Origin of the sequence: Bifidobacterium sp. MSK.17.10, from assembly GCF_019129655.1 — a bacterium.
Lineage (GTDB): Bacteria > Actinomycetota > Actinomycetes > Actinomycetales > Bifidobacteriaceae > Bifidobacterium > Bifidobacterium adolescentis.
Genome location: NZ_JAHOJD010000001.1, coordinates 158,851 through 183,784 on the forward strand (window position 1 = coordinate 158,851; position 24,934 = coordinate 183,784).

At 60.7% G+C, this 24,934-nt stretch carries 29 protein-coding genes, 1 tRNA gene and 1 pseudogene; 3 read left to right on the forward strand and 28 right to left on the reverse strand.

All coding sequences use genetic code 11. The features are described from left to right. Nucleotides 1–90: 90 nt before the first annotated feature. Nucleotides 91–180 carry an AURKAIP1/COX24 domain-containing protein gene (locus tag KSX58_RS00635; RefSeq protein ID WP_004268639.1) on the reverse strand — a complete coding sequence of 30 codons (90 nt, stop codon included), beginning with the start codon at nucleotides 178–180 and terminating at the stop codon, nucleotides 91–93. Nucleotides 181–354: 174 nt separating this feature from the next. Beyond that, nucleotides 355–1,008 (reverse strand): hypothetical protein, encoded by a 654-nt coding sequence (locus KSX58_RS00640; RefSeq protein WP_080703700.1) that lies wholly within the window; start codon nucleotides 1,006–1,008, stop codon nucleotides 355–357. 140 nt (nucleotides 1,009–1,148) lie between these two features. On the opposite strand from KSX58_RS00640, the gene radA reads away from it, so the two are divergent. Then, nucleotides 1,149–2,567 (forward strand): DNA repair protein RadA, encoded by a 1,419-nt coding sequence (radA, locus tag KSX58_RS00645; RefSeq protein ID WP_215641040.1) that lies wholly within the window; start codon nucleotides 1,149–1,151, stop codon nucleotides 2,565–2,567. A 130-nt stretch (nucleotides 2,568–2,697) separates the two neighbouring features. On the opposite strand, the gene KSX58_RS00650 is transcribed toward radA, so the two are convergent. The 5 genes from KSX58_RS00650 to nusA form a co-directional block, all read right to left on the reverse strand. Next, nucleotides 2,698–3,927 carry a riboflavin kinase gene (locus KSX58_RS00650; protein WP_107646036.1) on the reverse strand — a complete coding sequence of 410 codons (1,230 nt, stop codon included), beginning with the start codon at nucleotides 3,925–3,927 and terminating at the stop codon, nucleotides 2,698–2,700. Between the two features lie 69 nt (nucleotides 3,928–3,996). Beyond that, nucleotides 3,997–5,067 (reverse strand): tRNA pseudouridine(55) synthase TruB, encoded by a 1,071-nt coding sequence (truB, locus tag KSX58_RS00655; protein WP_217735842.1) that lies wholly within the window; start codon nucleotides 5,065–5,067, stop codon nucleotides 3,997–3,999. Next, nucleotides 5,051–5,554 carry a 30S ribosome-binding factor RbfA gene (gene rbfA, locus KSX58_RS00660; protein ID WP_003808161.1) on the reverse strand — a complete coding sequence of 168 codons (504 nt, stop codon included), beginning with the start codon at nucleotides 5,552–5,554 and terminating at the stop codon, nucleotides 5,051–5,053. The genes truB and rbfA overlap by 17 nt, the downstream gene beginning before the upstream one ends. 109 nt (nucleotides 5,555–5,663) lie before the next feature. After that, entirely contained in the window at nucleotides 5,664–8,459 is a 2,796-nt protein-coding gene (gene infB / locus KSX58_RS00665; RefSeq protein WP_034984197.1) for a translation initiation factor IF-2, read from the reverse strand. 212 nt (nucleotides 8,460–8,671) lie between these two features. Continuing rightward, the gene (nusA, locus tag KSX58_RS00670; RefSeq protein ID WP_003808157.1) at nucleotides 8,672–9,724 is read right to left on the reverse strand and encodes a transcription termination factor NusA; all 1,053 of its coding nucleotides are present in this window, start codon (nucleotides 9,722–9,724) and stop codon (nucleotides 8,672–8,674) included. A 182-nt stretch (nucleotides 9,725–9,906) separates the two neighbouring features. On the opposite strand from nusA, the gene KSX58_RS00675 reads away from it, so the two are divergent. Together KSX58_RS00675 and KSX58_RS00680 are read left to right on the forward strand one after the other, a co-directional pair. After that, nucleotides 9,907–10,686 (forward strand): hypothetical protein, encoded by a 780-nt coding sequence (locus KSX58_RS00675; protein ID WP_080863558.1) that lies wholly within the window; start codon nucleotides 9,907–9,909, stop codon nucleotides 10,684–10,686. Nucleotides 10,687–10,806: 120 nt separating this feature from the next. Then, nucleotides 10,807–10,892, forward strand: a tRNA-Ser gene (locus KSX58_RS00680). 100 nt (nucleotides 10,893–10,992) lie between these two features. Here the strand turns inward: KSX58_RS00680 and KSX58_RS00685 are convergent. From KSX58_RS00685 to rplN, 21 genes and pseudogenes are all read right to left on the reverse strand, one after another. Continuing rightward, complete coding sequence (locus KSX58_RS00685) at nucleotides 10,993–11,793, reverse strand: transglutaminase family protein (protein WP_085461784.1); 801 nt, start codon at nucleotides 11,791–11,793, stop codon at nucleotides 10,993–10,995. A gap of 104 nt (nucleotides 11,794–11,897) precedes the next feature. Then, nucleotides 11,898–14,079: pseudogene (locus KSX58_RS00690) on the reverse strand (circularly permuted type 2 ATP-grasp protein). 176 nt (nucleotides 14,080–14,255) lie between these two features. Next, on the reverse strand, nucleotides 14,256–15,176 hold the full coding sequence (gene truA / locus KSX58_RS00695) for a tRNA pseudouridine(38-40) synthase TruA (protein ID WP_217735841.1): 921 nt from the start codon (nucleotides 15,174–15,176) through the stop codon (nucleotides 14,256–14,258). Between the two features lie 106 nt (nucleotides 15,177–15,282). Continuing rightward, the gene (gene rplQ / locus KSX58_RS00700; protein ID WP_011742830.1) at nucleotides 15,283–15,750 is read right to left on the reverse strand and encodes a 50S ribosomal protein L17; all 468 of its coding nucleotides are present in this window, start codon (nucleotides 15,748–15,750) and stop codon (nucleotides 15,283–15,285) included. Between the two features lie 88 nt (nucleotides 15,751–15,838). Next, on the reverse strand, nucleotides 15,839–16,837 hold the full coding sequence (locus tag KSX58_RS00705) for a DNA-directed RNA polymerase subunit alpha (RefSeq protein WP_021913098.1): 999 nt from the start codon (nucleotides 16,835–16,837) through the stop codon (nucleotides 15,839–15,841). 80 nt (nucleotides 16,838–16,917) lie between these two features. After that, nucleotides 16,918–17,316: a 30S ribosomal protein S11 gene (gene rpsK / locus KSX58_RS00710; RefSeq protein ID WP_003808141.1), complete on the reverse strand. Its 399-nt coding sequence runs from the start codon at nucleotides 17,314–17,316 to the stop codon at nucleotides 16,918–16,920. 84 nt (nucleotides 17,317–17,400) lie between these two features. Continuing rightward, nucleotides 17,401–17,778, reverse strand: a complete 378-nt coding sequence (gene rpsM, locus KSX58_RS00715) for a 30S ribosomal protein S13 (protein ID WP_003808138.1) — start codon at nucleotides 17,776–17,778, stop codon at nucleotides 17,401–17,403. Between the two features lie 136 nt (nucleotides 17,779–17,914). Then, nucleotides 17,915–18,028 (reverse strand): 50S ribosomal protein L36, encoded by a 114-nt coding sequence (gene rpmJ, locus KSX58_RS00720; RefSeq protein ID WP_003808136.1) that lies wholly within the window; start codon nucleotides 18,026–18,028, stop codon nucleotides 17,915–17,917. A 23-nt stretch (nucleotides 18,029–18,051) separates the two neighbouring features. Then, the gene (gene infA / locus KSX58_RS00725) at nucleotides 18,052–18,270 is read right to left on the reverse strand and encodes a translation initiation factor IF-1 (protein ID WP_003808114.1); all 219 of its coding nucleotides are present in this window, start codon (nucleotides 18,268–18,270) and stop codon (nucleotides 18,052–18,054) included. A 147-nt stretch (nucleotides 18,271–18,417) separates the two neighbouring features. After that, complete coding sequence (locus KSX58_RS00730; protein WP_003808063.1) at nucleotides 18,418–18,978, reverse strand: adenylate kinase; 561 nt, start codon at nucleotides 18,976–18,978, stop codon at nucleotides 18,418–18,420. 117 nt (nucleotides 18,979–19,095) lie between these two features. Then, nucleotides 19,096–20,433 carry a preprotein translocase subunit SecY gene (gene secY / locus KSX58_RS00735; protein ID WP_003808061.1) on the reverse strand — a complete coding sequence of 446 codons (1,338 nt, stop codon included), beginning with the start codon at nucleotides 20,431–20,433 and terminating at the stop codon, nucleotides 19,096–19,098. A gap of 229 nt (nucleotides 20,434–20,662) precedes the next feature. Next, nucleotides 20,663–21,109, reverse strand: coding sequence for a 50S ribosomal protein L15 (gene rplO / locus KSX58_RS00740; RefSeq protein ID WP_003808057.1), 447 nt, complete (start codon nucleotides 21,107–21,109; stop codon nucleotides 20,663–20,665). A gap of 2 nt (nucleotides 21,110–21,111) precedes the next feature. After that, entirely contained in the window at nucleotides 21,112–21,297 is a 186-nt protein-coding gene (gene rpmD / locus KSX58_RS00745) for a 50S ribosomal protein L30 (RefSeq protein ID WP_011742827.1), read from the reverse strand. Beyond that, complete coding sequence (gene rpsE, locus KSX58_RS00750; protein ID WP_003808052.1) at nucleotides 21,294–22,019, reverse strand: 30S ribosomal protein S5; 726 nt, start codon at nucleotides 22,017–22,019, stop codon at nucleotides 21,294–21,296. The genes rpmD and rpsE overlap by 4 nt, the downstream gene beginning before the upstream one ends. Continuing rightward, nucleotides 22,016–22,387, reverse strand: coding sequence for a 50S ribosomal protein L18 (rplR, locus tag KSX58_RS00755; RefSeq protein WP_003808051.1), 372 nt, complete (start codon nucleotides 22,385–22,387; stop codon nucleotides 22,016–22,018). The genes rpsE and rplR overlap by 4 nt, the downstream gene beginning before the upstream one ends. Next, nucleotides 22,387–22,926 (reverse strand): 50S ribosomal protein L6, encoded by a 540-nt coding sequence (gene rplF, locus KSX58_RS00760; RefSeq protein ID WP_003808049.1) that lies wholly within the window; start codon nucleotides 22,924–22,926, stop codon nucleotides 22,387–22,389. Before rplF ends, rplR begins: the two co-directional genes overlap by 1 nt. A gap of 17 nt (nucleotides 22,927–22,943) precedes the next feature. Beyond that, nucleotides 22,944–23,342, reverse strand: a complete 399-nt coding sequence (rpsH, locus tag KSX58_RS00765) for a 30S ribosomal protein S8 (protein ID WP_003808048.1) — start codon at nucleotides 23,340–23,342, stop codon at nucleotides 22,944–22,946. Between the two features lie 84 nt (nucleotides 23,343–23,426). Continuing rightward, a complete protein-coding gene (locus KSX58_RS00770) occupies nucleotides 23,427–23,612 on the reverse strand; it encodes a type Z 30S ribosomal protein S14 (protein WP_003808046.1) in 186 nt (61 codons plus the stop codon). 1 nt (nucleotide 23,613) lies between these two features. After that, nucleotides 23,614–24,186: a 50S ribosomal protein L5 gene (rplE, locus tag KSX58_RS00775; RefSeq protein WP_003808042.1), complete on the reverse strand. Its 573-nt coding sequence runs from the start codon at nucleotides 24,184–24,186 to the stop codon at nucleotides 23,614–23,616. Further along, nucleotides 24,183–24,518, reverse strand: coding sequence for a 50S ribosomal protein L24 (rplX, locus tag KSX58_RS00780; RefSeq protein ID WP_003808040.1), 336 nt, complete (start codon nucleotides 24,516–24,518; stop codon nucleotides 24,183–24,185). Before rplX ends, rplE begins: the two co-directional genes overlap by 4 nt. A 1-nt stretch (nucleotide 24,519) precedes the next feature. Next, nucleotides 24,520–24,888 (reverse strand): 50S ribosomal protein L14, encoded by a 369-nt coding sequence (gene rplN / locus KSX58_RS00785; RefSeq protein ID WP_003808038.1) that lies wholly within the window; start codon nucleotides 24,886–24,888, stop codon nucleotides 24,520–24,522. Nucleotides 24,889–24,934: the final 46 nt, after the last annotated feature.

The window sequence follows — 24,934 nt, forward strand, 5'->3', positions numbered from 1 at the left end:
CGACACCGCCGCGCAGATAGCAAAAATCCCGCGACTCCGAAAGGAATCGCGGGATTTTGTTTGAGCGGACGCTTCACACGCGCCTGAAGACTACTTGCGCTGGTGGCGAGTCTTACGAAGCAGTTTACGATGCTTCTTCTTGCTCATGCGCTTGCGGCGCTTCTTGATGACCGAGCCCATCTCAGCCTCCGTTCCTTAAACTCAAAGGGTAAAAGTTTGCAACTTGCCCAATACTACACTGCTTCGGGGACGAATACGCGCGCAGGCATTCATATGGTGGAAAATCACGTTTCGTTTTCCGCGTGATATTCCATCAGCCGGCCGCGATTCGCCATCGAGACGATTCCGTCGACGTTACAGGGGGAACTGCTGGTAGAAACGCTGGATGTCGTTCTTCGCGCCGGTGGCATAGAAAACCACCGTATCGTTGCGCCACACGGCAACGGCCTTGGTATCGTCGTCCGGATCGGCTTTGGCGCTGTAGGCGCCGGTCGTCTTGCCGGAGACCTTCACGTTGCCGCTTCCCAGCTCCTTGCCGGTCATGGCTTCAGCCAGCGTGTCGTACTGGGATTTCGCCTTGTCGCCGTCGTTCCACTGGCCCACTTCCAGCGTGACGTCCTGTCCTTTCTTGCCGGTGGAATACGTCAACGCGTATTCCTCGACGGGAGAGGTGCTGGACCACGTCGTGCTGGCGTCAGCCTTGGTACGCGCGTAATTCAATACGGAATCCGGCATGGCCTTGAGCAGCTCGCTGGCCCCGTCGGGCAATGCCACGGCATCGATCGACGGTTTGGTGGGCTCCGTCTTGTCGCCGTCCGTACCGTTCGAAGTGGAAGCCTGCTGGCTCGTCTGACCGGCCTGACCGGCCTGTCCGTTCTTGTTCAAGGCCCAACCAGGCCACACAAATGCGGAAATCAGAGCAAGCACAACCACAAGCGCGGCTGCTACGACGGCGGCAATCAATTTGCCATGCGAAGAGGAATTCTGCGTATCAGACATGCTTGTCATTCTTTCACAGCCATAAGACGCGCAACCATCCCCTCGAAGTCATGGAATCCAGTTCCCGAAACGGTTTTCAGCGCAATGTCTGTGCAACGAGTACGCCACCCGCGAACGTCTTGTCCCAAAACCTCCGTATTGTCGGCGATATGGCAAAGACGTCCTCGCAATTCCTCTGTTCCGAATGCGGCTGGAGCGGCCCGAAGTGGCTCGGCCGCTGCCCCGAATGCGGTCAATGGGGCACCATTGAGGAATTCCATGAAGCCCGTCCCGCGGCAGGCTCGCGTACCGCGGCTCCGGGACGGACCTCGCGCACGCAATCGCATCCGGTCGCATCGTCCGCGGCGAGGCCGATCACCGACATAGACACGGAGAACATCTCCAGAATCGCCACAGGATTTTCGGAATTCGACCGCGTGCTCGGCGGTGGCATCGTGCCGGGATCGGTCACGCTGATCGCAGGAGAGCCGGGCATCGGCAAATCGACATTGCTGCTGGAAACCGCCGGCAATGTGGCGAGGCTGACGGCGTTCGCCGCCGAGCGCAATACCGTACTGTATATTTCCGGCGAGGAATCGCAGGCGCAGGTCCGCATGCGCGCGTCGCGCATCGGCGCCATGGAGCCGAATCTGCTGCTCGCCTCCACCACGGATCTGTCCACGGTGTTGGGGCTTATCGAACAGTTCAAGCCGGCGTTGGCCATCGTCGATTCGGCGCAGACCATCGTCTCGCAGGACGTCGATGGCATCTCCGGCGGATCCACGCAGGTGCGCGAAGTGGCGAGCGCGCTGATTGACACCGCCAAAACCCTTGATATTCCAGTGCTTTTGGTGGGTCATGTCACCAAGGATGGTTCGATCGCAGGTCCGCGTACGTTGGAGCATCTGGTGGATGTGGTCTGTCAGTTCGAAGGCGATGCCGAAACCGCGTTGCGTATGCTGCGTGCAGTGAAGAACCGTTTCGGACCGACCGATGAGGTCGGCTGTTTCGATATGAGCGGCGAGGGCATTGAGGAGGTGACCGATCCGTCCGGCCTGTTCCTATCAACCGGCAATGGTTCTGCGGCGACGCAGGTGGATGGCACGTGCGTGACGTTCACGTTGGATGGGCATCGCAGTCTGCCGATTGAAGTGCAGGCGCTGGTCACCAGGTCGGTGCTGCCGACGCCACGTCGTGCGGCGAACGGTGTGGACTCCAACCGTATCGCCATGCTGGTGGCGGTGTTATATCGTCACGGTGGCATCAATCTGCTGGCCAACGACCTGTACATTTCCACAATCGCCGGCGGTCAGGCGCGTGAGCCGGGTTGCGATCTGGCGATTGTGGCCGCGTTGGCGAGCGCTGCGAAATCGAAACCGATTCCCCGTACGACGTGCGCGATCGGCGAGATTTCGTTGACCGGGCAGGTGCGCCCGGTGCCGAGACTGGAATATCGGCTTCGTGAGGCGGCGCGTCTTGGTTTCACCACCGCCGTTGTGCCGACGCTGCGCAAGAACGTCGCCGTGCCGGGAATGGGCGTGGTGCAGGCGGATACGTTGCAGGACGCGTTGGCCGCGATTCTGCGATAGGTCGCCGATGCCCAAACGGCATCGCCATCCGCTTTTTGCAACCCGGGAAAGCCCGTTTGGGTAACAAAACACGGATGGCGTCAATGATTCGCGTCAATCGAACCAATCAAATCAATCGAACCGATCCGTCTCAAGCGGTGAGGCGCTTCGTCTCCTCGACGTTGCGTTTCAGCTCGACCACCAGATCGTCGGCCGAATCGAATTTGATCTGCGGGCGCAGGAATCCAGCGAATTCCACGCGCGCCTGATGGCCGTACAGGTCCAACCAGTCATCGGTGATGGCGTAGGCTTCCACCACGCGTTCGGCGTCACCGTCCTCGTTGAACGTCGGCTTGGTGCCGATGGAGATGGCCGCCGGCCAGCGGTGTGGCGACTGCATGGCCACGCGCGCGTTGACGGACGAAGCGTCATACTGCTGCGATACGCCGTCGGCCGGCTTCTCCCCGGCTTCTTCGCCACCGTCAGCGGACTTCTCCCCCAAATCGACCAGCCAGCCGGCGTACACGCCGTCCACCGGCAGGTATCCGGCGACGTTCTCGCTCAGATTGGCGGTCGGGAATCCGATGGTGCGGCCGCGTTCCTCGCCATGCACCACGGTGCCTTCCACGGCATGCGCGTGGCCGAGTATCGCGTCTGCGTCCTTGATACGGCCTTGGCTCAGCAGATAGCGCACATTGGTGGAGCTCCACGTGCGCACCTCCTTGGCCTGATGCTTCTTGCTCCATGCGCGTCGTTCGGCCTTGGAAGCCCCCTCCAGAGGGTCGGAAGGCTCGCCGGGTTCGGACGGCATCACCGGCTTCGCATTGACCGGCACTCGGGTCAGCCCCGGACCGAAATCGTCCACGACCTCCAGCTGGAACACGCCGGTGGCGAGCGCCAGATTCTCAATGGCCTTCACGTTTCCGGCGCGGTTCGCGCCCATGGCGGCGTCGGAGCCGAGCACCAGCGTGCGCATGCCGAGTTTGCCGACCATCTGGCCAAGGAAGAAGCGATATGATTTCGCGGCGAATGCCATGGTGTAGCGCACGATGAGCGTGTAGTCCACGCCGATGGCGTCGATGGCGCGCAGCCGTTCGTTCACACTGGTCAGCGCCTGCGTGTCAGGCGTGCCTGCGGGCGGTTCCTGACCGTCATGTTTGGCGGCGTAAGCGTGCACCAGCGCGGGACGCGGGTCGAACAGCACCACCACGGAGAACGCCTGCTCCTGTTCGGCGAGTTCGGCCACACGGCGGATGACCGCCTGATGTCCCTGATGCATGCCGTCGAATGAGCCGATGGTCACCACGGACTTCTTGTCGTTGCTCAGGGTCGGCCAATCCACCATGCCGCTGGCATCGGGGGTAAGAGTGATCGTCTTCATGTGTCCTTCTTTGCGTATTGTCCGTGTGTTTGTCGTGTTCGTATTGCGTGCCGGCCGGTCTTGATTGTTTCAGTTGAAGACCGCGACCGGCTTGGTCTCGCCACGTTTGGCGCGTTCCACGATCGCCACCAGATCGTTGGTTTCGGGAACGTACGCGGCCATGGTCGTATGGATGTCGTGGGCGATTCTACGGCCGAACCGCAGGTCCGTCGCCTCCTGTTCGGTGACGGGAAGCATGTCCATGGAAGCGGCCGCGCTGGCGACCAGGTCGAGTGCGTGGTCAACGGCATGCTCGGCATCGTCAAGCACCGCACGGTTGCGTGTCACTTCGATGCCTTCGCGGTTGGTGAAGGTTTTGGCTTCCGTATGGGCGGTCATGACGTTCGGCATGTCCACCGAGAAACGCCCGACGCGGATGCGGCGCAGCATGGTCAGATGGCCGCCGAGGCCGAGTTCGGCGCCCAGATCGCGGCCGAGTGCGCGGATGTAGGTGCCAGCCGAGCAGGTCACGGCCACGTCGAGTTCCATGACTGGCTGCATGTTCGGTTCGTTTTGCCCGTCGGTTTCGGCATGCCAGGATTCCTCCGGGGCGATTTCGATGGCATCGGCAAGCGGTGATCCCGCGCATGTGGTCGAAGCATAGCCGTATCGCACTGCCGAAACGCTGAATTCCGAGATGGTCACCGGACGGGCCTTGAGGTCCACATCCTTGCCTTCTCGGGCCAGATCATAGGCGCGCTGGCCGTTGATTTTGATGGCTGAATAGGAGTTCGGCACCTGCTCGATGCGCCCGGTGAAATGATGGGCGATGGCGTCTTCAACGGTCTGTCGTGAAGGGAATTCGGCGATAGTTCCCTCCCCCGGCAGCAGTTCGCCGTCGGCGTCGTCCGTGGTGGTGCGCTGGCCGAGTCTGATGGTGGCCAGGTAGGTTTTGTCGTGGTCGACGATGTAGTTGAGCAGACGTGTGGCGTTGCCGAAGCCGACCACCAGCACGCCTGTGGCCATCGGGTCGAGCGTGCCGGCATGGCCGACGCGTTTCATGTGCAGGGCGCCACGCACCGCCGCGACCACATCGTGGCTGGTGACGCCCTGCGGCTTGTCGATGACCAGCAGACCGGAGTTGTCAGGCTTCGTCGTCATCGTCCCAATCCTCGACCTCGACATCGTCATCATCGTCGAAGTCGTCATCATCGGGCTCGTCGTGCTTGTACGGATCGGCGTCGCCGGCGTATTGCGCGTTGGCGCGGGACTTGGCGAGTTCTTCGTCGCGCTTGTGTGCGAGCGCGAGGATGTCCTCGATCTCATGGGCCTCGCCCGGCACTTCGTCGAAGATGAATTCCAGTTGCGGGGTGAGTCGCAGTCCGGCCTTGGTGCCTACCAGGGAACGCAGGCGTCCTTTGGCCTGGTTCAGGGCCTGCTGCGCGCGGCGGCGTTCACCCTGCTCGTGTCCTTCGTGGCCGAGCTGGGTCCAGTAGACTTTCGCGATCTGCAGATCGTTGGTGACGCGCACTTCGGTGATGGTCACGTTGGCCAGTCGCTTGTCGTGCAGCTGCGCCTCCATGGACGATGCGATCACACGCTGAATCAACGCCGCGATGCGCGCGGCGCGGGGATTGGTTCCTGCCATTGCTGTCCTTTTGGTGAAAAGTTCTTGTTGTATCACGGAACGCCCGCAGTCGTGAACCGGCTGTGGGCGTTCCTTACCTGGTTATCGATACGAAGCTCGAAGCACTCAGCTACTTACGCTCGATTTCCTGCATTTCGAAGGTCTCGATGATATCGCCGATCTCGATGTCGTTGAAGGTGCCGAGGTTGATGCCAGCCTCGTAGCCTTCCTTGACGGAGTTGACGTCGTCCTTGAAACGACGCAGCGAGGAGATCTCGAGGTCGTTGACGGTGGCGATGCCGTTGCGCAGGATACGGCACTTCGTACCACGCTTGACTTCGCCGTCCTGAACCATGACGCCGGCGATGTTGCCGAACTTGGAGGAGCGGAAGATCTCGCGGATCTCGGAGTGGGAGGTGACGACCTCTTCGTATTCCGGCTTGAGCATGCCCTTGAGGGATGCTTCGATGTCCTCGATGGCCTTGTAGATGATCGAGTAGTACTTGATCTCCACACCTTCGCGTTCGGCCAGATCCGCCACCTGGCGGTTCGGACGGACGTTGAAGCCGATGATGACGGCCTTGTCGACGGTGGCCAGGTTGACGTCGTTCTGGGTGATGGCGCCGACGCCGCGGTGGATCACCTGGATGCCGACCTCGTCGGACACCTCGATCTTCATCAAGGAATCTTCCAGAGCCTCGACGGAACCGGAGGAATCGCCCTTGATGACGATGTTGAGCATATCCACCTCGGACTTGGCGAACTGCTCCTTGAGGCTTTCGAGGGAAACGACCTTGCGGCGCTTGGCCAGCTGGGCCGCACGCTCGGTGGCCTGACGCTTCTCGGCGATCTGACGTGCGGTACGGTCGTCGGAGGCCACCAGGAACAGGTCGCCTGCGGTCGGCACGGAGGTCAGACCCAGCACCTGCACCGGGGTGGACGGACCGGCTTCCTGCATGTGGTTGCCGTTTTCGTCGAGCATGGCGCGGACACGACCGTAGGAGGTGCCGGCAACGATGGCATCGCCGATGTGGAGGGTACCGGACTGCACCAGCACGGTAGCCACGGCGCCACGGCCCTTGTCAAGTCGGGCTTCGACGGTGGCGCCACGGGCGTCCATATCCGGGTTGGCGCGCAGGTCGAGCTCGGCGTCGGCAGTGAGCAGCACCGCTTCGAGCAGCTTGTCGACGTTGGTGCCCTGCTTCGCGGAGATGTCGACGAACATGGTGTTGCCGCCGTATTCTTCCGGAACCAGACCGTATTCGGTAAGCTGGCCGCGGACCTTGTCCGGGTTGGCGCCCGGCTTATCGATCTTGTTGACGGCCACCACGATCGGCACATGCGCGGCCTGGGCGTGGTTGATGGCTTCCACGGTCTGCGGCATGACGCCGTCGTCGGCGGCGACCACGAGGATCGCGACGTCGGTGAGTTCGGCGCCACGGGCACGCATTGCGGTGAAGGCTTCGTGGCCCGGGGTGTCGAGGAACGTGATCTTGCGCGGCTCGCCCTCAAGGTTGACGGTCACCTGGTATGCGCCGATGCGCTGGGTGATGCCGCCGGCTTCGCCTTCGATGACGTTGGTGCGGCGGATGGTGTCGAGCAGTCGGGTCTTACCGTGGTCGACATGGCCCATGACGGTGACGACCGGCGGACGCGGCTTCAAATCCTCGTCCTCCTGCAGTTCCTCTTCGTCCAGGTTGATGTCGAACTGCTGCAGCAGCTCCTTGTCTTCCTCTTCGGCGGACACGATCTTGATGTTCCAGCCGATTTCCTCGCCGAGGATCTGGAACGTGGCCTCATCCAGGGACTGGGTGGCCGTGGCCATTTCACCAAGGTGGAACAGTACGGTGACCAGCGCCGCCGGATTGACGTTGATCTTCTCGGCCAGATCGGCGAGGGACGCACCCTGACGCAGACGGACTTCCTGTCCGTTGCCGGTCGGAATGCGCACGCCGCCGATGACCGGAGCCTTCATCTCCTGGAATTCCTGACGCTTCGCCAGACGGTTCTTACGCGCCTTCGAGGACTTGCCTCCCTGACGTCCGAACGCGCCTGCAGCGCCGCCGCGGCCGCGGCCACCACGTGCCGGACCATTGCTCGGAGCGCTGTTGCCGCCCTGGAAACCGCCGCCATTGCCACCGAAACGATTGCCGCCGCCGGCGGGACGCTGGCCACCGCCCTGACCCGGACGATGCTGGCCCCACTGGCCTGGCTTCGCGCCGCCCTGACCCGGACGACCACGGAAGCCGCCACGCTGGCCACCGCCCTGACCCGGACGGCCGCCACGACGTCCTTCGCCATTGTTGACGCTCGGACGGTTCATCGGATGCGGACGCGGAATATCACCCGGAGTCGGGGTGTGCATGCCCTGCTTGCGGCTGAACGGATTGTTGCCCGGGCGCGGTCCCGGGGTGTGCGGCTTCGCGCCATTGGCGTTGTTGCCGCCCTGCGGAGCGTTGCCATGCTGGGGGCGAGCTCCCGGAACGGCCGTCGGGCGACCGGACTGGCGGCGGTCTCCACCCTGCGGACGCGGGGCGTTGCCGTTAGGACGATTGCCATGCTGGCGGGATTCGCCTGGACGCGGCGCGCGATGGCCCGGCTTCGGGGCATCGGACTTGGAAGCGGCATGATGCGGCTTCGGCGCTGCGGGGGCAGCCGGCTTCGGTGCTGACGGAGCGGCCGGCTTTGGCATGGAATGAGATGCCGGTTCGACAGGCTTCTTGGCCGTATGGCCCGGCTTCTTGGAATCAGATGCGTTGCCCTGTCCGCTGGACGCGAATGCGTTCCTCAGCTTGCGTGCAACGGGAGGTTCAACGGTAGACGATGCGGACTTCACGAATTCGCCCATCGCCTCAAGTTTGCTTAAAACGGTTTTGCTGTCAACGCCAAGTTCCTTGGCAAGTTCATATACGCGTGCTTTCGGCACTCAATTCTCCTATCTTGGGCCGCGCGCATACGGGCGCGACCGCTACTGATTCACGGCGAGCTTGTTCCTTCTCATCGTGCAACCATGTTCGTGATACCTCGTCTTTTCCCTGGGCATGACGGCATGGCCGTCACGCTTTGGATTGTCGAGTCCAGCATACTCAAGCCCGTGGATTGTACGTCCACGGGCTTGTTGTCTACCGGAAGTGTTGTTTATTCCTCGGTTTCCCCATCGGAATGGTCCGCCGATTCGGCCATCTTCTTGGCATGCGCCTCAGCGGATTCGATGCCGATCTTCCAGCCGGTCAGCTTGGCCGCAAGACGTGCGTTCTGGCCTTCCTTGCCGATGGCCAGGGACAGCTGGTCATCGTGGATGAAGGCGATGGCCGTCTTGTTCTTCTCGCTGATCACCTGCACACCGGTGGCGACGGCCGGAGACAGCGCCGCGGCGACGAATTTCGCCGGATCCGCGGACCAGTCGACGATATCGATTTTCTCAGGACCGAGGTTCTCCATGACGGCGCGCACTCGGGCTCCGCCGGGGCCGATCAGCGCGCCCTTCGGGTTGACGCCTTCGGTGTTGGCACGGACGGCGATCTTGGTGCGGGCGCCCGCCTCGCGGGCGATGGCCATAATCGACACGGCTCCCGAAACCAGTTCCGGAACCTCACGTTCGAACAGGCGGCGGACCAGCTCCGGATGGGAACGGGACACCACGATTTCCGGGCCCTTCAGACCACGGGCCACGTTCACCACGTACACGCGGATACGTTCGCCGTGACGGTAGCGTTCGCCGGGCACCTGCTCGCGGCGCGGCAGCAGGGCTTCGACGTCGCCGACGGCCACGTGCACGTTGGATGTGTCCTTGACGTCCTGCTGCACGATGCCGGTGATGAGCTTGCCCTTCTGACCGGAGAACGCGCCGAACACCTTGTCATCCTCGGCCTTGCGGAACAGCTGGCTGATCACCTGACGAGCGGTCGCAGCGGCCAGTCGGCCGAAATCGTGCGGAGTGTCGTCGTATTCCTCGCCCAGAGTCGGCGCGGGGTGGGGATCGTCTTCAGTCGGCTCGCCAGGAATCTCGTCCTGGGCCCATACGGTGAAGCTTCCCGCACGCGGATCAAGCTCGACGCGAGCGTGCTTCGCAGCGTGAGGGGTTTTCAGATATGCCAGTCGCAATGCTTCCGAGAGTGCGGCATCCAGCGTCTCGGGATCAATTCCCTGCCCAGCGGCGAGCTGGTGCATTCCTGCCAGGTCCAGTTCCATATTTCCAAGACCTCCTATATGAAGTTATTCCGAGCGCATGGCCCAATGGTCACAGTCAGATATTAGTCTAATGATTCATGCAGACACGTACCCCTTCTTTCCGCTCGGTTTCTTTTATCGCGAAACGCGTCTGCGCATTGCTTTGCACCGCTATCCTCATGCCGGCGCTGACGGCATGCTCCATGCCCAGGATCGCAGGCAGGGCTGAAGCCGAACAACGGCAAAGCCCGTGCGAGAAGGCCTATTTCGATGCCACCGCCGATAACAAGATCGCACACGACCAGCATCAGCACATCATCCGCCGCTATTTCTCGGCGCAGCAGGCGGTCTCCGCATGGACGAACACCGCGGCGCAATGTCCGGCGCGTTTTGCCGAAGGCGCGTTGCGCAGCGCGCAGGCACGTCATATGGCTCGCGCACTGGGCGATCAACTGTCGGTGGCCGTCGCGCCGATCACGCTGTCGCGTTTTGACGATGTCGAATCGCTTGACGTCGATTCCAAGTCCCTTGCCACCGCCGCGCAGGCCGAAGACCGTGCCGGATTCGCCATGGAAGTGCTGGCGGCCCGCAACAGCGGCCATGCGACGCTGGATATCAGCGATCGTCATAAGACCACATCGCAACGGTTCGCATCCTTCTCGGGCACCATTGACGATCGTAGGAAAACGTACGAGGCCACCGCCTTGCTCGCCCACCCCGACACGATGCTCGATTCCGCCACCGGCCTTACGGCACCGACCGACGCCACCATCGAAATGAACTGCGCGCGAAGCGAGATAACGGCAATCGCCGGAAGCTCCAATGCCGCGAACGATCATTCCCAGTCACGCGTCACCAATGCAAAACAGTCGACGGATTCGCGAGCGCAATCCCTGGGCGTGCTTGCCGGTCTGATTGCGGACCGTGTCGAATTGGCGCTTGATTGGGGCTATCCTTCCTTCGACGAAGCGCTGTTCGTCTAAGGACGCACAGTCGGGCGCAAAGCAAGACACGCCGGAAATCACACCGTTGCAGCCAGTCCGATTTGACAATCGCCACCACTGTGGCACAATTATCAAGTTGCTTGTTTTCAGGTGACGAATGGATAAGTGTCCGAGCGGTCTAAGGAGCACGCCTCGAAAGCGTGTGAGGGCGAACCCCTCCGCGAGTTCGAATCTCGCCTTATCCGCATGCAATGAAGGTTGAAACAATGGCGTTTCGGCCTTTTTTGTTTATCTGCTTTGCATCTGCCGAAATACGGAATCCGGCATCGAGAAAACGTCGGGGAATCAGTATCCCTGCTCGTGCACGGAAGCGTTGACCCACTGGTCCTGCTTGACGTCGCAGCCGGAGAAGATGCCGATGTCGAGCATGCAGTCGCGGTAATCGCGGCCATGGGCGATGGTGATGTAGTTGTCGTCGACCATACGGTTGTGTGTGGGGTCCAAACCGACCCAACGTCCATCATGGTAGATTTCGACCCATGCGTGCGTGGCGCCCTCGACGCCGAGCAATCCCGCGATGTATCGGGCAGTGAGTCCGACGTGCCGGCACACGGACAGCATGACGTGCGCGTAATCCTGGCATACGCCCTTGCGTTGAGCGAACGCTTCCTCGGCGGTGGTGCGGATGGTGGTGGAGGCCGGCGTGTAGACGAACGTTTTGAACACCTCGTCCATCACCTCACGGGCTTGGTCGATCGGCGTGCAGTCGGCAGGCAGGGACGCGATGCGTTCACGGCAGATGCCGATCAACGCTTCGATGGCCGGCCCCGGCACTGTCAACGCCGAATTGAAGCGGTACAGCGGCTTATAGATTTCGGATTTGATATGCGCGTTGTCCACGAAGGCGATGCCGGTCACCGAGTAGTTGAACATGGTGTGCGGTTCGGGAATGAATCCGGTCATCACCACGGAATCGAAGGAATCGATGGTGGTTTCGAGTTCCACATCCGGTTCGATTTTGACTGCCACGTCGATCACCTGCTGGCGTGGGCCGGTGGCTGGAATGCAGCGCAGTTGGAAGCGATGGTCGGTCACGGGCGAGCTGAATGAGAGCTTCATCTCATAGTCAAACACCAGTTTCTTCACATCGTCTCCTCAGCGATTATTGTCGTTCCTTCGGCGTTTTCCACGCCGTGGGCCTTGTTCCAGCCGTTATACACGCACCGTGCGATGGCTGTGGCACGTATTCTTCACAGTCGCGCGGCGTCCATGTCCATCGTGTTGAGCATGCCCAGATCCTTCAGATCCTTCGTGGAGATGCGCCCATCGAAATCTGTCAGCAGCATCCCCAGTTTTTCCGCAAGCTCCGCATATCCCCGCTGCGGCAGCTGGCCGACCAGCCAGCGCAATCCTTCGGCGAAGCATTGCGGTACCGGCAGACCGTTCAACGGCAGGATGTAGCTGCCCAGTTTGGCGAGCGGCGCCTTGAGCTCTTCCACGGAATATCCGAATCGTGTGTACAGATCCAGACGTTCCAGATATTTGCCCACGAAAATGAACGATTTCAGAGTCGGTTCGACGGGGGGAATTCTCCACACCTCCCCAGAAGGCGAGCATGTTGTCCGCGATGTCGCGGTGTTTGAAGATGTCCGCGTCCGTGCCGCCGTATTCGGATGCCTCCACTATGGAGCTCATGGCCAACTCCACCTGCTGCAACGAACGAGAACCAAGTTCGGGGCGCAGAATCACCGCGTTGTTGAACGCGTAGACGATGGCGCTGCGTACGGAATCCGGATTCTTCTCGTCGTACAGGAAGCTGTGGATGAACGCGTCGAAATCCTCGAAATCCTCCGGCAGGTCGAGCGCACGGGCGAACGGTCGGAACGCGTCCACATCCGTGTCCATCACACGGTCGTAGAAGGGGAAGAATTGGCTCAGCGTGGTGAATACGCGTTCCGTGTAGCGGCCGAGCCAGAACAGGTTGTCGGCCTTCGACGCGGTGACGAGTGCCAGCGAGTGCTTGCGGGACTGCTCCAGCACGCGCACGACCTCCGAGCCGGGTGCGTAATCATGCTCCACGCCGGTCTCTTTGGCCAGTACCCAGGTGTCCTTGAAACCGCCGCCCTGTGATGAGTTGACGATCATCTGGCCCGGTATGGACGAGTAGCGTGTCAGTCCCGAATACCATGCGTGCGTGTTCTTGCCGGTCACCACGAAGGCGCGCAGATCGCATTTACGTGGGCTCATCTGTCCGGTTTCGGGGTCCACCACGTCGATGTCCTTGAATTGGATGACCTCCTGCGCGATGAACCGGCGCGGTTCGGCCTTGATGCGTTCGGCCAGTTCCTCTCGCCGCGACCGGTCGAGCGATGAGCCGAACACGACGCCGTAGCCGCCCGCTTCCGCCACATCCTTGATGACCAGTTCGCCGAGCCTGTCGAGTACCTCCTTGCGGTCCTTGTCGAACATCGGCATGTAGGTCGGCGCATTGTGCAGAATCGGCTCTTCGCCGAGATAATAGCGGATCATGTTCGGCACGAAATAGTAGATGGCCTTGTCGTCGGCCGCGCCGTTGCCCGGAGCGTTGACGATCGCCACATTGCCCGACCTGTAGGCGGACAGGATTCCCGGCACGCCGATCACGGAATCCGGGTTGAACGCGAACGGGTCGAGATATTCGTCGGACAGACGGCGGTAGACCACGCCGACGCGGTGTTTCCTGCCGGCATAGTCGAGGAAGTACACTTTGTTGTCCACGACTTCGAGGTCTTCGGGGAACGCGAGCGCCGCGCCGGTTTTCTCGGCCAGGTATGCATGTTCGAAGAACGCGGAATTGTACCTGCCGGGGGTGAGCACCACTGCTATGCCGTCGGTGGAGACGAAATCCATGGATTGGCGCAGCAGTCGTGGATAATCGCGATTGTCGCGCACACGTACGTTGCGGAACAGGCTGGGCGTGATTCTGCGTTCGATATCGCGGGCGAACAGCGGATAGCTGGCACCGGATGGAATGCGCAGATTGTCTTCCAGCACCCACCATTGCCCGTCCTGCCCCTGCACCAGGTCCTCGCCGGCGACGTGCGCGAACACGCCGCCCGGAGGTGTCACGCCGTTGACTTGCGGAAAGTATCCCGCGGACGTGTACACGTATTCTTCCGGCACGATGCCGTCCTTGATGGCCTGCTTGTCGGAGTAGATGTCGCGCAGGTAGGCGTTCAACGCGTTGACGCGCTGTTTCAGTCCGGCTTCCATTCTGTCGAATTCGTCCGATTCGATGATGCGCGGAATCGGATCGTACGGAAACAGCCGGTCATGGTACTCGCCGTTCTTGTAGATGCCGAACCGTACGCCATTACGGCTCAGCTCACGGTTGATCGACTCCCGACGATCGACCAGTTCCGAAGCCAACCTTCGTGCGGCGGATTCAATCATCGTTCCACGCTCCCTTCCACCCCATGCGAACGCATGCCAATCTGAGGCATCGTGCCTTGATGGAAGAAAAACCTAACGAACCAGCGTTTCCGGAAAACGAAACGGTCTGTTACGACAATGTCTCGGCAATGGACATGACAATCGCCCGTAACATGGCTATGACAATCGCAATAAAGCTACAGTGTGCGCTTGGCGCGAATGGCTTCGGCGCGGACCGCCAGCTGGTCGTCGGCCGGATATTCGATATGCTCCAGCGTCAGTCCTTGCGGCGCGATCGGTCCTGTGGAGCCTTCGCGCAGCGGAGCCGCCATTTTTCCTGCAAACCAGTCGAGGGAACGTTTGCCGATACCGACCTGCACGCAGCCGTTGACGAGGGAGCGCACCATATTGCGTGCAAACGCGTCGGCGACGATCACGAAGCAGACGAGGCCCGATTCCACGGTCGGCGTACGGTACCGCTCCCCCATCGTCATGCCGTCGTCGATAAGCGTCCGCTGCGGCACGCGACGCCAATACGCGGTCTTCACCTCGCGTATGGTGGTGCCGCCCGGATTTGGGGTGGAGAACGAGCCGAAATCGTGCAGGCCGATCGTCATCGCAGCGGCTTCGTTCATGGATTTGAGGTCAAGTTCATCGTCGATATGCAATACGAAGTTTCTGGTACGGGGGTCCACCTCGCTTGACCTATCGGCGATTCGGTACACGTAGGTACGTTCCAACGCGGAGAAACGCGCGTCGAAACCGTCCGGAGCGGGTGCGATGCCGCGGATTGCGATATCGGCCGGCAGCATGCGCTGAAGTCTGCGGGTAAGCGCGATGACGGGCGGCACGTCCATGTGGCCGACGCAGCGTTTGAGCACGTCCTCGTTGACGTCCAGATGGCATACCTGATGCGAGGCGTGCACGCCGGTGTCGGTTCGTCCGGCCACGGTAAGGCGCAGCGGTTCGGTCGGGTCTCCTTCCGGTACGCGAAGAATGGTATGCAGCACGCGTTCGATTTCGCCCTGTACCGTACGTATTTCGGGCTGTTTCGCCCATCCGTAGAAGCCGGTACCGTCATATGCCAAATCGATGCGTAGTCTCACGGCATTGAGCATAGCAAATGGCTGGCATAGTGAGGCATGTGGCGCGACAGTCTTGGCAGCAGATATGACAAAGGCCGGGAACCTTGCGATTCCCGGCCTTCAATCAGCTAAGAGCGATTCACTCGGCGTTCTCAGCGGTAGCCTCTTCAGCGGCGGCTTCCGGAGCCTCGGCAGCGGCAACCTTGGTTGCGGCTTCGGCTTCCTTCACCACGGCCTGCTTCGGGCTCACCGGCTCGGTGACGAGCTCGATGATGGCTGCCGGAGCGGCATCGCCGCGACGCGGAGCGATCTTGACGATGCGGGTGTAGCCGCCTTCGCGCTGCTCCATCTGCTCGGCGATCTCGGTGAACAGCTTGTGCACGACGGACTTGTTGCGGATGACGCGCATCACGCGACGACGGTTGTGCAGATCACCACGCTTGGCGAGCGTGATCAGGCGCTCGGCCAGCGGACGAAGACGCTTGGCCTTCGGCAGGGTGGTGGTGATGCGGCCGTTCTGGAACAGACTGGTGGCCATGTTCGCGAGCATAAGACGCTCATGAGCCGGGCTGGAGGCCAGACGCGGACCCTTCTTTGGTGTAGGCATTGTTTCTCCTTGAAAGCCCCGTTGGATTCAGGTGGGCAGTTGCCCGAACGTCCGAATCCAACGAAGCGGTTAGGTCAAAAGTGGCGGATCACTCGTCTTCCGGCGAGAAGAAGGTGCCACCTTCGAGATTATTGGCATCGAAGTTACCCAGCGGGGAAGCCTTGAGGGCGAGTCCCAGAGACTGGAGCTTCTCCTTGACTTCATCGATGGACTTCATACCGAAATTGCGGATATCGAGCAGATCCTGCTCGGTGTGGGCGACCAGCTCGCCGATCGTGTGGATGCCCTCGCGCTTCAGGCAGTTGTAGCTGCGCTGGGTGAGGTTCAGGTCCTCGATCGGGATGTTCATCTCCGGGTTGGTTTCCTCTGCCACAGGAGCAGGGCCAACCTCGACGCCCTCAGCCTGGGTGTTGAGCTCACGGCACAGACCGAAGAGTTCCACCAGGGTGGAGCCTGCGGATGCGACTGCATCGCGCGGGGAGATAGCCGGCTTGGTCTCCACGTCCAGGATGAGCTTGTCGAAGTCAGTGCGCTGTTCAACGCGGGTGGCTTCCACACGATAGCTCACCTTGAGCACCGGGGAGTAGATCGAGTCGACCGGAATGCGGCCGATCTCGGCGTTATCCTGCTTGTTCATCTGGGCGGGCACATAGCCGCGGCCACGCTCGACGGTGAACTCGATCTCGAGTTCGCCATCTTCGGCGAGGGTAGCGATATGCATGTCCGGGTTGGCGATGGTGACGCCGGCCGGCGGGGTGATGTCGCCCGCGGTGGCCTCGCCCTTGCCGCTCTTGCGCAGATACATGACAACCGGCTCATCGTATTCGCTGGTGAGCACGATGCCCTTGATGTTCAGCAGGATTTCGGTAACGTCCTCTTCAACACCCGGCAGAGTGGTGAACTCGTGCGGGACGCCGGAGATACGCACCGAAGTCACAGCCGCTCCCGGAATGGAGCTCAGGAGGGTACGGCGCAGCGAGTTGCCAAGCGTGTAGCCGAAACCAGGCTCAAGAGGCTCGATGGTGAAGCGGGAACGCTGAGGGTTGAGAGATTCCTCGGTAAGTGTCGGACGCTGTGCGATAAGCACTGTGGTTATCCTTTCAGCTTCAGGCCGGTGGTGCACTCACCGGCCATAAGCGGCGTTGGATTGATGATTTCTTCTAGTGCTCAGACGCGACGGCGCTTCGGAGGACGAACGCCGTTGTGTGCCTGCGGGGTGACGTCGGTGATGGAACCGACTTCGAGTCCGGCGGACTGCAGGGAACGGATGGCGGTTTCACGACCGGAACCCGGGCCCTTCACGAACACGTCGACCTTCTTGAGACCGTGCTCCATAGCCTTGCGGGCTGCGGATTCGGCGGCCATGCCAGCGGCGTACGGCGTGGACTTACGGGAGCCCTTGAAGCCGACATCGCCACCGGACGCCCAGGACACAACTGCGCCGGACGGGTCGGTGATCGAAATGATGGTGTTGTTGAAAGTGGACTTGATGTGCGCCTGCCCAACCGGGACCGACTTGCGGTCGCGGCGACGCGGCTTGCGCGCGGCTTGCTTTTGAGCTGCCATTGACCCTCGTTTCCTAATAACGAATTTGCTTTGATGTTCAAACGATGAGGCTCACACCTCGTGGCTTGAACTGTCAGCCACCGATTACTTGGTGGCCTTCTTCTTTCCGGCGACCGTGCGCTTCGGGCCCTTGCGGGTACGAGCATTGGTCTTGGTGCGCTGACCGCGCACAGGAAGTCCCTTACGGTGACGCTGGCCTTGGTAGCAGTTGATCTGGATCTTACGGCGGATGTCCGCATCGATTTCACGACGCAGATCACCCTCGATCTTGTAGTTACCCTCAAGGTAATCACGCAGCGTAATCAGCTGCTCATCCGTCAGATCCTTGACGCGAATGTCCGGATTGATACCGGTCGCGGCAAGCGTTTCCTTGGCACGAGTACGACCAACACCAAAGATGTAGGTGAGGGCAATCTCGATGCGCTTCTCATTGGGGATGTCGACTCCGGCAAGACGTGCCATTGCGATTCCTTCTGTTTTCCGCAGGTCTTGCACCGAGTCGTCCGGTTTCCCGGCCCGGGCCTGCGTACCCGGGGTTCATCCCGCTTTCACGGGCTGTGACTCAGCGCCTGTACTGTTTATGCCGCTGGATCTGCTCTCAGCCCTGACGCTGCTTATGGCGCGGGTTGACGCAGATCACCATGACGCGGCCGTGACGACGGATCACGCGGCAGTTCTCGCAGATCCTCTTCACACTAGGGCTGACCTTCATGGTTTTCCTTTGCTTGTGTACCTTTACTTGTAACGGTACGTAATACGGCCGCGGTTCAGATCGTAGGGGCTCATCTCCAGCACAACACGATCCTGCGGCAGGATGCGGATGTAATTCTTCCTCATCTTGCCCGAAATGGTTGCGAGCACGATATGCTTGTTTTCGAGTTCAACACGAAACATCGCGTTCGGCAGTGCTTCCACTACCTGTCCTTCGACTTCAATCACACCGTCTTTAGCCATGAGCCTCGTTCCGTTCCTTGGCGATTACTATGCGTGCCCGAAGACACACCAACTTGCAAGAATACACGAAAGCGGGAATCAAGACACGTTCGGCGTGTCGCGATTCCCGCTTTCGTTGGAAATATGTTATTCTGCTTGGTTTTTCCTTCAGCCAAGCTCCGCCACGATGGTGGCCTGGATCTCGTCGACGGCGCCGACGCCATTGAACGTCTTGAGCAGGCCGCGCTTCTGGTAGATGTCCAGCAGCGGCGCGGTCTCCTTGGCGTACACGTCAAGACGCTTGGCGATGGCTTCAGGGGTGTCGTCGGAGCGGCCTTCGATTTCGGCGCGCTTCTTCATACGCTCCATGAGCACGTCGTGATCTGCATCCAGTGCGACGACCGCGTCAAGCGGGGTGTCCAGCTCGCCCAGGATGGCGTCGAGAGCCTCGACCTGGGAGGCGTTGCGCGGATAGCCATCGAGAATCCAGCCGTTCTTGGCGTCGTCCATGGCCAGACGGTCCTTGACGATCTTGTTGGTCAGCTCGTCCGGCACAAGCTCGCCCTTGTCGATGTACTTGAGCGCTTCGACGCCGAGCTCGGTCTTGTTCTTGATGTTGTAGCGGAAGATATCGCCGGTGGAGATCGCCGGGATTCCGTAGTGCTCGCTCAGCAGAGCGGCCTGGGTGCCCTTGCCTACGCCCTGCGGGCCCATGATCAGCAGTCGCATGTGTTGTTCTCCGTTTCGTTCATTCCCCTCAACGGGGATTTTCGGATGATGGATTACCTAACATAAAAATCGTGATACCGCTCCCGATCAACGGAAACGGCATCACGATTCAAGTGGTTACTTACCTTCCTTGTGGTCGGTGTCCTCGAACAGGAAGCCAGCGTACTGGAACTGTTCGGTCTGGGCCTTGGCCTGGCGCAGGGTGTCGAGGCCGACGCCTGCGATGATCAGGATGGTGGTGCCGCCGAACGGCAGCTTGGTGTTCAGATTCAGCGCCATGATGAGCACCGTCGGGATAAGCGCCACGAACAGCAGGTAGACGGCGCCGACCGTGTTCAGACGGTTCATCACGTAGCTCAGGTAGTTGCTGGTGGCGCTTCCCGCGCGGATGCCCGGAATGAAGCCGCCGTACTGCTTCATGTTGTCGGCGGTCTCGTCCGGGTTGAAGGTGATCTCCGTGTAGAAGAAGCAGAAGAACACGATCATCAGCGCGTACAGTGCGATGTACCACACGGATGTGGTGTTGGCCAGGTTGGAGTTGATCCACTTGACCCAGGACTGGTCGGAATTGCCGAACTGCGCGATCAGCGTCGGCACGGCCAGGATGGAGGATGCGAAAATCGGCGGGATGACGCCGCTCATGTTGATCTTCAGCGGCAGGTAGGTGGAGGAGCCACCGTACATCTTGCGGCCGATCATACGGCGGGTGTACTGCACTGGAATACGACGCTGGGCAAGCTCGACGTAGATGACAAGGATCATGATGACCAGCAGCGTGCCGACGACCGCGGCGAACTTGCCCCAATTGCCATCGGTACCGTTGGTGCCCCAGCCGATCTCCCACAGCTGCGGCAGGAAGCCGGAGCAGATGGACATGAAGATAAGGATGGACATACCCTGGCCGAGGCCCTTGTCGGTGACCAATTCGGCCATCCACATGATGAGGCCGGTGCCGCCGGTCATGATGAGCACCATGACCACGAGATTCCACACGGAACCGTCCGGAACGACCTGGGAGCACTGGTAGTTGAACAGCGCGCCGGAACGTGCGGTCACCAGGATGGTGGTGGACTGCAGCACGGCAAGGCCGATGGTCAGGTAACGGGTGTACTGGGTCAGCTTGGCTTCGCCGGACTGGCCTTCCTTGTGCAGTGCCTCGAAACGAGGGATGACCACACGCAGCAGCTGGATGACGATCGATGCGGTGATGTACGGCATGACGCCCAATGCGAAAATCGACAGCTGCAGCATGGCGCCGCCGGAGAAGAGGTTCACCAGACCGATAAAGTTCTCAGAAGCGTTGTTCATCTTGCCGACGCACTGCTGGACGACGGTGTAATCGACGCCAGGGGTCGGGATGAATGAACCGATACGATAAATGATGATGATACCAAGGGTGAAGAGGATTTTATTCCTCAATTCCTTGGTCTTCAAGGCCTGGATTAACGTCCTCACCTGGGGTTCCTTCCATCGTCGTGCGCACCTGCGCACACGTGCAAAAACAGACTCTAACGCTCGAGTCTAGCGTACGGCGTCTACCGATATGGCGTTTTCGTCATTATTCGTCTGTTTTTTTGTTTTTCCATGCATGATTGCATTTTGACTGCAAACGAATGAGGCTTCCCCCGCCCTAAAGCGGGGGAAGCCTCATGTCTGAGCTTCAGTCAGCTATATTCCGTTGGAATCAGTCCTCGGAAATGGAGCCGCCAGCAGCCTCGATCTTGGACTTGGCGGAAGCGGAAGCCTTGACACCCTTGAGAGTGTAGGCAGCCGAAACCTCGCCGTCGCCCAGGACCTTGACCGGGAAGCCGTTGCGGACGGCACCCTTGGCAACCAGATCAGCCACGGTGATCTCGCCGCCCTGCGGGAACAGTTCCGCAAGAACAGCCACGTTGACGACCTGGTATTCCTTCTTGAACGGGTTCTTGAAGCCACGCAGCTTCGGAAGGCGCATGTACAGCGGCAGCTGGCCACCTTCGAAGCCCGGACGAACCTGATAGCGCTTCTTGGTGCCCTTGTCGCCACGGCCCGAGGTCTTACCCTTGGAGCCTTCACCACGGCCAACGCGGATACGATCCTTGTTGGCACCCGGAGCCGGCTTCAGGTCATGCATCTGCAGAATGTCTGCCATAATCAGTCAGCCTCCTCGACGGTGATCAGGTGACGGAGGACCTGCAGCTGGCCACGAAGGGCCGGAGTGTCCTCACGAGTCACGGTCTTGCCGATCTTGTTCAGGCCCAGAGTCTGAGCCGCAGCACGCTGCTTCGGAGTGGAATTCACCAGACCGTGGTGCAGCTTGATGTTCAGGTTAGTCATCACTCACCGTCCTTCTGAGCAGCCTTGGCCTGAGCCTCTTCACGAGCCTTGCGGGCCTCGGCGATGCCTTCGGCGCGAGCACGCAGCAGCGCGTCCGGAGCCACCTCTTCGAGAGACATGCCACGACGTGCGGCAATCTCTTCCGGCTCTTCGAGCTTCTTGAGGGCGTCGACGGTTGCGCGCACCACGTTGACGGCGGTGGCGGAGCCCATCGACTTGGTCAGGACGTCGGTGATGCCAGCGCATTCCATGACGGCGCGGACTGCACCGCCGGCGATAACGCCGGTACCCGGAGCAGCCGGGCGCAGCAGCACGGTGCCAGCGGCATCGTGGCCAATCACCGGGTGGGTGACGGTACCCTTGATGCGCGGCACAGTGAACATGTGCTTCTTGGCATCCAGCTGGCCCTTGGCGATTGCAGCCGGGACCTCACGGGACTTGCCGTAGCCGACACCGACGGTGCCCTTGCCATCGCCGACCACCACGAGGGCGGCGAAGCTGAACGTACGACCACCCTTGTGGGTCTTGGACACACGGTTGATGGTCACCACGCGATCGAGCATCTCGTTCTCGTGAGATTCCTCACGACGGTTGCGACGCTCGCCACGACGACCCTCACCGCGCTGGCCACGACGGGACTTGCGGTCCTCGTTGTTGGACTCAGCGGCAGCCTGAGTGTTCTGAGTTTCTTCAGCCACTTGGGTTTCCTTTTCGTTGTCGCTCACAGTGCCAGACCTCCCTCGCGGGCGCCTTCAGCGACAGCTGCGACGCGGCCATGATACTTGTTGCCGCCACGATCGAACACGACCGCGGTGATGCCAGCGTCCTGAGCCTTCTTGGCGATCAGTTCGCCGACCTTCTTGGCGGCTTCGGTCTTGGTGCCCTCGAAACCAGCGAAATCGCTGGTCAGAGTGGATTCGCTCACCAGAGTGACGCCCTTGGTGTCATCGATGATCTGGGCAACCATGTGACGGTTGGAACGGGTAACCACCAGACGCGGAAGCTCCGGGGTACCGCTGATGTGCTTGCGCAGACGAGCGTGACGGCGCTTAAGCGCGACCTTCTTGCCCTTACCGAGAATCTGGACGCTCATTACTTACCAGCCTTTCCAGCCTTGCGCAGAATGTGCTCATCCGCGTACTTGATGCCCTTGCCCTTGTAGGGTTCCGGAGCACGAAGCTTACGAATGTTAGCGGCGCACTGGCCAACAGCCTGCTTGTCGATGCCCTTGACGATCACCTGGTTCGGGTTCGGCAGTTCGAATTCGATGCCTGCCGGCGGCTCGACGGTGATGGTGTGGGAATAGCCGAGGGAGAACTCAATGCCCTTGCCCTTCATCTGGGCGCGGTAACCGGTACCGACGATCTCCAGAGTCTTGGCATAACCCTCGTGCACGCCCTTGACCATGCCCGCCACGATGGAGCGAGCCAGGCCGTGCTTTGCACGGGTCGGACGCAGGTCATCAGCCGGGGTGAGGACAACTTCGTTGCCTTCGACCACTGCGGTGATGCCTTCAGGAATCTCGTAGGAGTCAGTGCCCTTAGCGCCCTTGGCGGTAAAGGACTGACCGTCGATCTTGACTTCCACGCCAGCCGGAATGGTGACGGGGAGCTTACCAATATGCGATGCCATGTTTCAGCTCTCCTTTCTCACCAAACGAAAGCGACGATCTCGCCGCCGATGCCTCGGTCGAGGCATTCCTTCTGGGTCAGCAGTCCCGAGCTAGTCGAGATGATTGCGATGCCAAGGCCACCGAGCGGCATCGGCAGAGCATCGGACTTTGCGTAACGACGCAGGCCCGGCTTGGAGATGCGCTTGATGCCCTGGATGGAACGCTCGCCGTTCGGACCGTACTTGAGGGTGACCTCAAGAGTCTGGCCAACCTTGGCTTCCTTGGCGGTGAAGTCCTTGATGTAGCCTTCACGCTTCAGAATCTCAGCGATGTTCGCCTTGAACTTGGAGTACGGCATATCCACGGTCTCGTGCTTTGCCGCGCTCGCATTACGCAGACGCGTAAGCATGTCTGCGATCGGATCTGTCATTGTCATTTGGGCTAACGCCCTTTCTCGCCATGGTTTCCGCCGCCCTCACGCCTTAGAGGCGATCGGGCCGCGGACCTTCAGCGTCGATATTTACCAACTGGACTTCGTAACGCCGGGCAGCTCGCCGCGGTGGGCCTTCTCACGAAGGCAGATGCGGCAGAGGCCGAACTTGCGGTAGACGGAGTGAGGACGACCGCAGACCTGGCAACGCGTATAGGCGCGCACCTTGAACTTCGGCTTAGCGGCCGCCTTGTTCTTAAGAGCGGTTTTTGCCATATCAGTTCTCCTTGAAGGGGAAGCCGAGGTGCTTCAGGAGCACGCGAGCTTCCTTGTCGTCCTTGGTGCTGGTCACCACGGTGATGTCCATACCACGCTGGTGATCGATCGAATCCGGATCGATCTCGTGGAACATGGACTGCTCGGTGAGGCCAAAGTTGTAGTTGCCCTGACCATCGAACTGGTCGCCGTTGATGCCGCGGAAATCACGGATACGCGGCAGAGCCATGGTCAGAAGGCGATCCAGGAACTCCCACATGCGCTCGCCACGCAGGGTGACGTAGGCGCCGATGGCCTGGCCCTCACGCAGATGGAACTGCGCGACAGACTTCTTGGCCTTGGTGATCTTCGGCTTCTGGCCGGTGATCAGAGTGAGGTCCTTGACAGCGCCTTCGATGAGCTTGGAGTCGCGAGCTGCGGCGCCAACGCCCATGGAGACGACGACCTTCTGGACGCGAGCGACCTGCATCGGGTTGGAGTAGTGGAATTCCTTCTCCAGCTCCGGCACGATCTGCTCGTTGTACTTCTGCTTCAAGCGCGGAGTTGCCGGCGCTTCGACAGTGGTATCGGTCATGCCAGCTCCTTTCCGGACTTCTTGGCGACACGCACGCGCACGGTCTTCACCTTGCCGTCACGAGCCTCTTCCTTTTCGACGATGCGCACGCGGGTGGGCTGCTTGGTCTCCGGATCGATGACCATCACGTTGGAGCGATGAATCGGAGCCTCGACAGCCACGATGCCGGCCTGCTGGCCCTGCTGCGTGGCGCGGACGTGCTTCTTGACGATCTGCACGCCCTCGACGATCAGACGATCGTCCTTGAGCACCTGCTTGACGGTGCCTTCCTTGCCGCGATCCTTGCCGCGGATGACCTTGACCAGGTCGCCGCTCTTAATCTTGGCTGCCATGTCAGATCACCTCCGGGGCGAGGGACACGATCTTCATGAAGCGCTTGTCGCGCAGTTCACGACCGACCGGTCCGAAGATACGAGTGCCCTTCGGTTCACGGCCAGAGCCGAGAATGACGGCGGCGTTCTCGTCGAACTTGATGTAGGAGCCGTCGACACGACGGTGTTCCTTGACAGTGCGGACGACGACAGCCTTGACGACGTCGCCCTTCTTGACCGACCCGCCAGGGATGGCGTCCTTGACGGAGGCGACGATCACGTCACCGATGCCGGCATAGCGTCGCTTCGATCCGCCGAGCACTCGGATGGCGAGGAGTTCCTTCGCACCCGTGTTGTCGGCGACATGAAGCCGCGTTTCCTGCTGAATCATTGATTCTCCTTAGCCGAGCTGGTTCTCCCCAAGCACCCCGCCTGCC

What these genes read in the sequence shown, in the direction of transcription:
- KSX58_RS00635 (WP_004268639.1), bottom strand. Translation starts at nt 180, where the DNA reads ATGGGCTCGGTCATCAAGAAGCGCCGCAAGCGCATGAGCAAGAAGAAG.
- KSX58_RS00640 (WP_080703700.1), bottom strand. Translation starts at nt 1,008, where the DNA reads ATGACAAGCATGTCTGATACGCAGAATTCCTCTTCGCATGGCAAATTG.
- radA (WP_215641040.1), top strand. Translation starts at nt 1,149, where the DNA reads ATGGCAAAGACGTCCTCGCAATTCCTCTGTTCCGAATGCGGCTGGAGC.
- KSX58_RS00650 (WP_107646036.1), bottom strand. Translation starts at nt 3,927, where the DNA reads ATGAAGACGATCACTCTTACCCCCGATGCCAGCGGCATGGTGGATTGG.
- truB (WP_217735842.1), bottom strand. Translation starts at nt 5,067, where the DNA reads ATGACGACGAAGCCTGACAACTCCGGTCTGCTGGTCATCGACAAGCCG.
- rbfA (WP_003808161.1), bottom strand. Translation starts at nt 5,554, where the DNA reads ATGGCAGGAACCAATCCCCGCGCCGCGCGCATCGCGGCGTTGATTCAG.
- nusA (WP_003808157.1), bottom strand. Translation starts at nt 9,724, where the DNA reads ATGGAACTGGACCTGGCAGGAATGCACCAGCTCGCCGCTGGGCAGGGA.
- KSX58_RS00675 (WP_080863558.1), top strand. Translation starts at nt 9,907, where the DNA reads ATGCCCAGGATCGCAGGCAGGGCTGAAGCCGAACAACGGCAAAGCCCG.
- truA (WP_217735841.1), bottom strand. Translation starts at nt 15,176, where the DNA reads ATGCTCAATGCCGTGAGACTACGCATCGATTTGGCATATGACGGTACC.
- rplQ (WP_011742830.1), bottom strand. Translation starts at nt 15,750, where the DNA reads ATGCCTACACCAAAGAAGGGTCCGCGTCTGGCCTCCAGCCCGGCTCAT.
- rpsK (WP_003808141.1), bottom strand. Translation starts at nt 17,316, where the DNA reads ATGGCAGCTCAAAAGCAAGCCGCGCGCAAGCCGCGTCGCCGCGACCGC.
- rpsM (WP_003808138.1), bottom strand. Translation starts at nt 17,778, where the DNA reads ATGGCACGTCTTGCCGGAGTCGACATCCCCAATGAGAAGCGCATCGAG.
- rpmJ (WP_003808136.1), bottom strand. Translation starts at nt 18,028, where the DNA reads ATGAAGGTCAGCCCTAGTGTGAAGAGGATCTGCGAGAACTGCCGCGTG.
- infA (WP_003808114.1), bottom strand. Translation starts at nt 18,270, where the DNA reads ATGGCTAAAGACGGTGTGATTGAAGTCGAAGGACAGGTAGTGGAAGCA.
- KSX58_RS00730 (WP_003808063.1), bottom strand. Translation starts at nt 18,978, where the DNA reads ATGCGACTGCTGATCATGGGCCCGCAGGGCGTAGGCAAGGGCACCCAG.
- rplO (WP_003808057.1), bottom strand. Translation starts at nt 21,109, where the DNA reads ATGGCAGACATTCTGCAGATGCATGACCTGAAGCCGGCTCCGGGTGCC.
- rplR (WP_003808051.1), bottom strand. Translation starts at nt 22,387, where the DNA reads ATGAGCGTCCAGATTCTCGGTAAGGGCAAGAAGGTCGCGCTTAAGCGC.
- rplF (WP_003808049.1), bottom strand. Translation starts at nt 22,926, where the DNA reads ATGGCATCGCATATTGGTAAGCTCCCCGTCACCATTCCGGCTGGCGTG.
- rpsH (WP_003808048.1), bottom strand. Translation starts at nt 23,342, where the DNA reads ATGACAATGACAGATCCGATCGCAGACATGCTTACGCGTCTGCGTAAT.
- KSX58_RS00770 (WP_003808046.1), bottom strand. Translation starts at nt 23,612, where the DNA reads ATGGCAAAAACCGCTCTTAAGAACAAGGCGGCCGCTAAGCCGAAGTTC.
- rplE (WP_003808042.1), bottom strand. Translation starts at nt 24,186, where the DNA reads ATGACCGATACCACTGTCGAAGCGCCGGCAACTCCGCGCTTGAAGCAG.
- rplX (WP_003808040.1), bottom strand. Translation starts at nt 24,518, where the DNA reads ATGGCAGCCAAGATTAAGAGCGGCGACCTGGTCAAGGTCATCCGCGGC.
- rplN (WP_003808038.1), bottom strand. Translation starts at nt 24,888, where the DNA reads ATGATTCAGCAGGAAACGCGGCTTCATGTCGCCGACAACACGGGTGCG.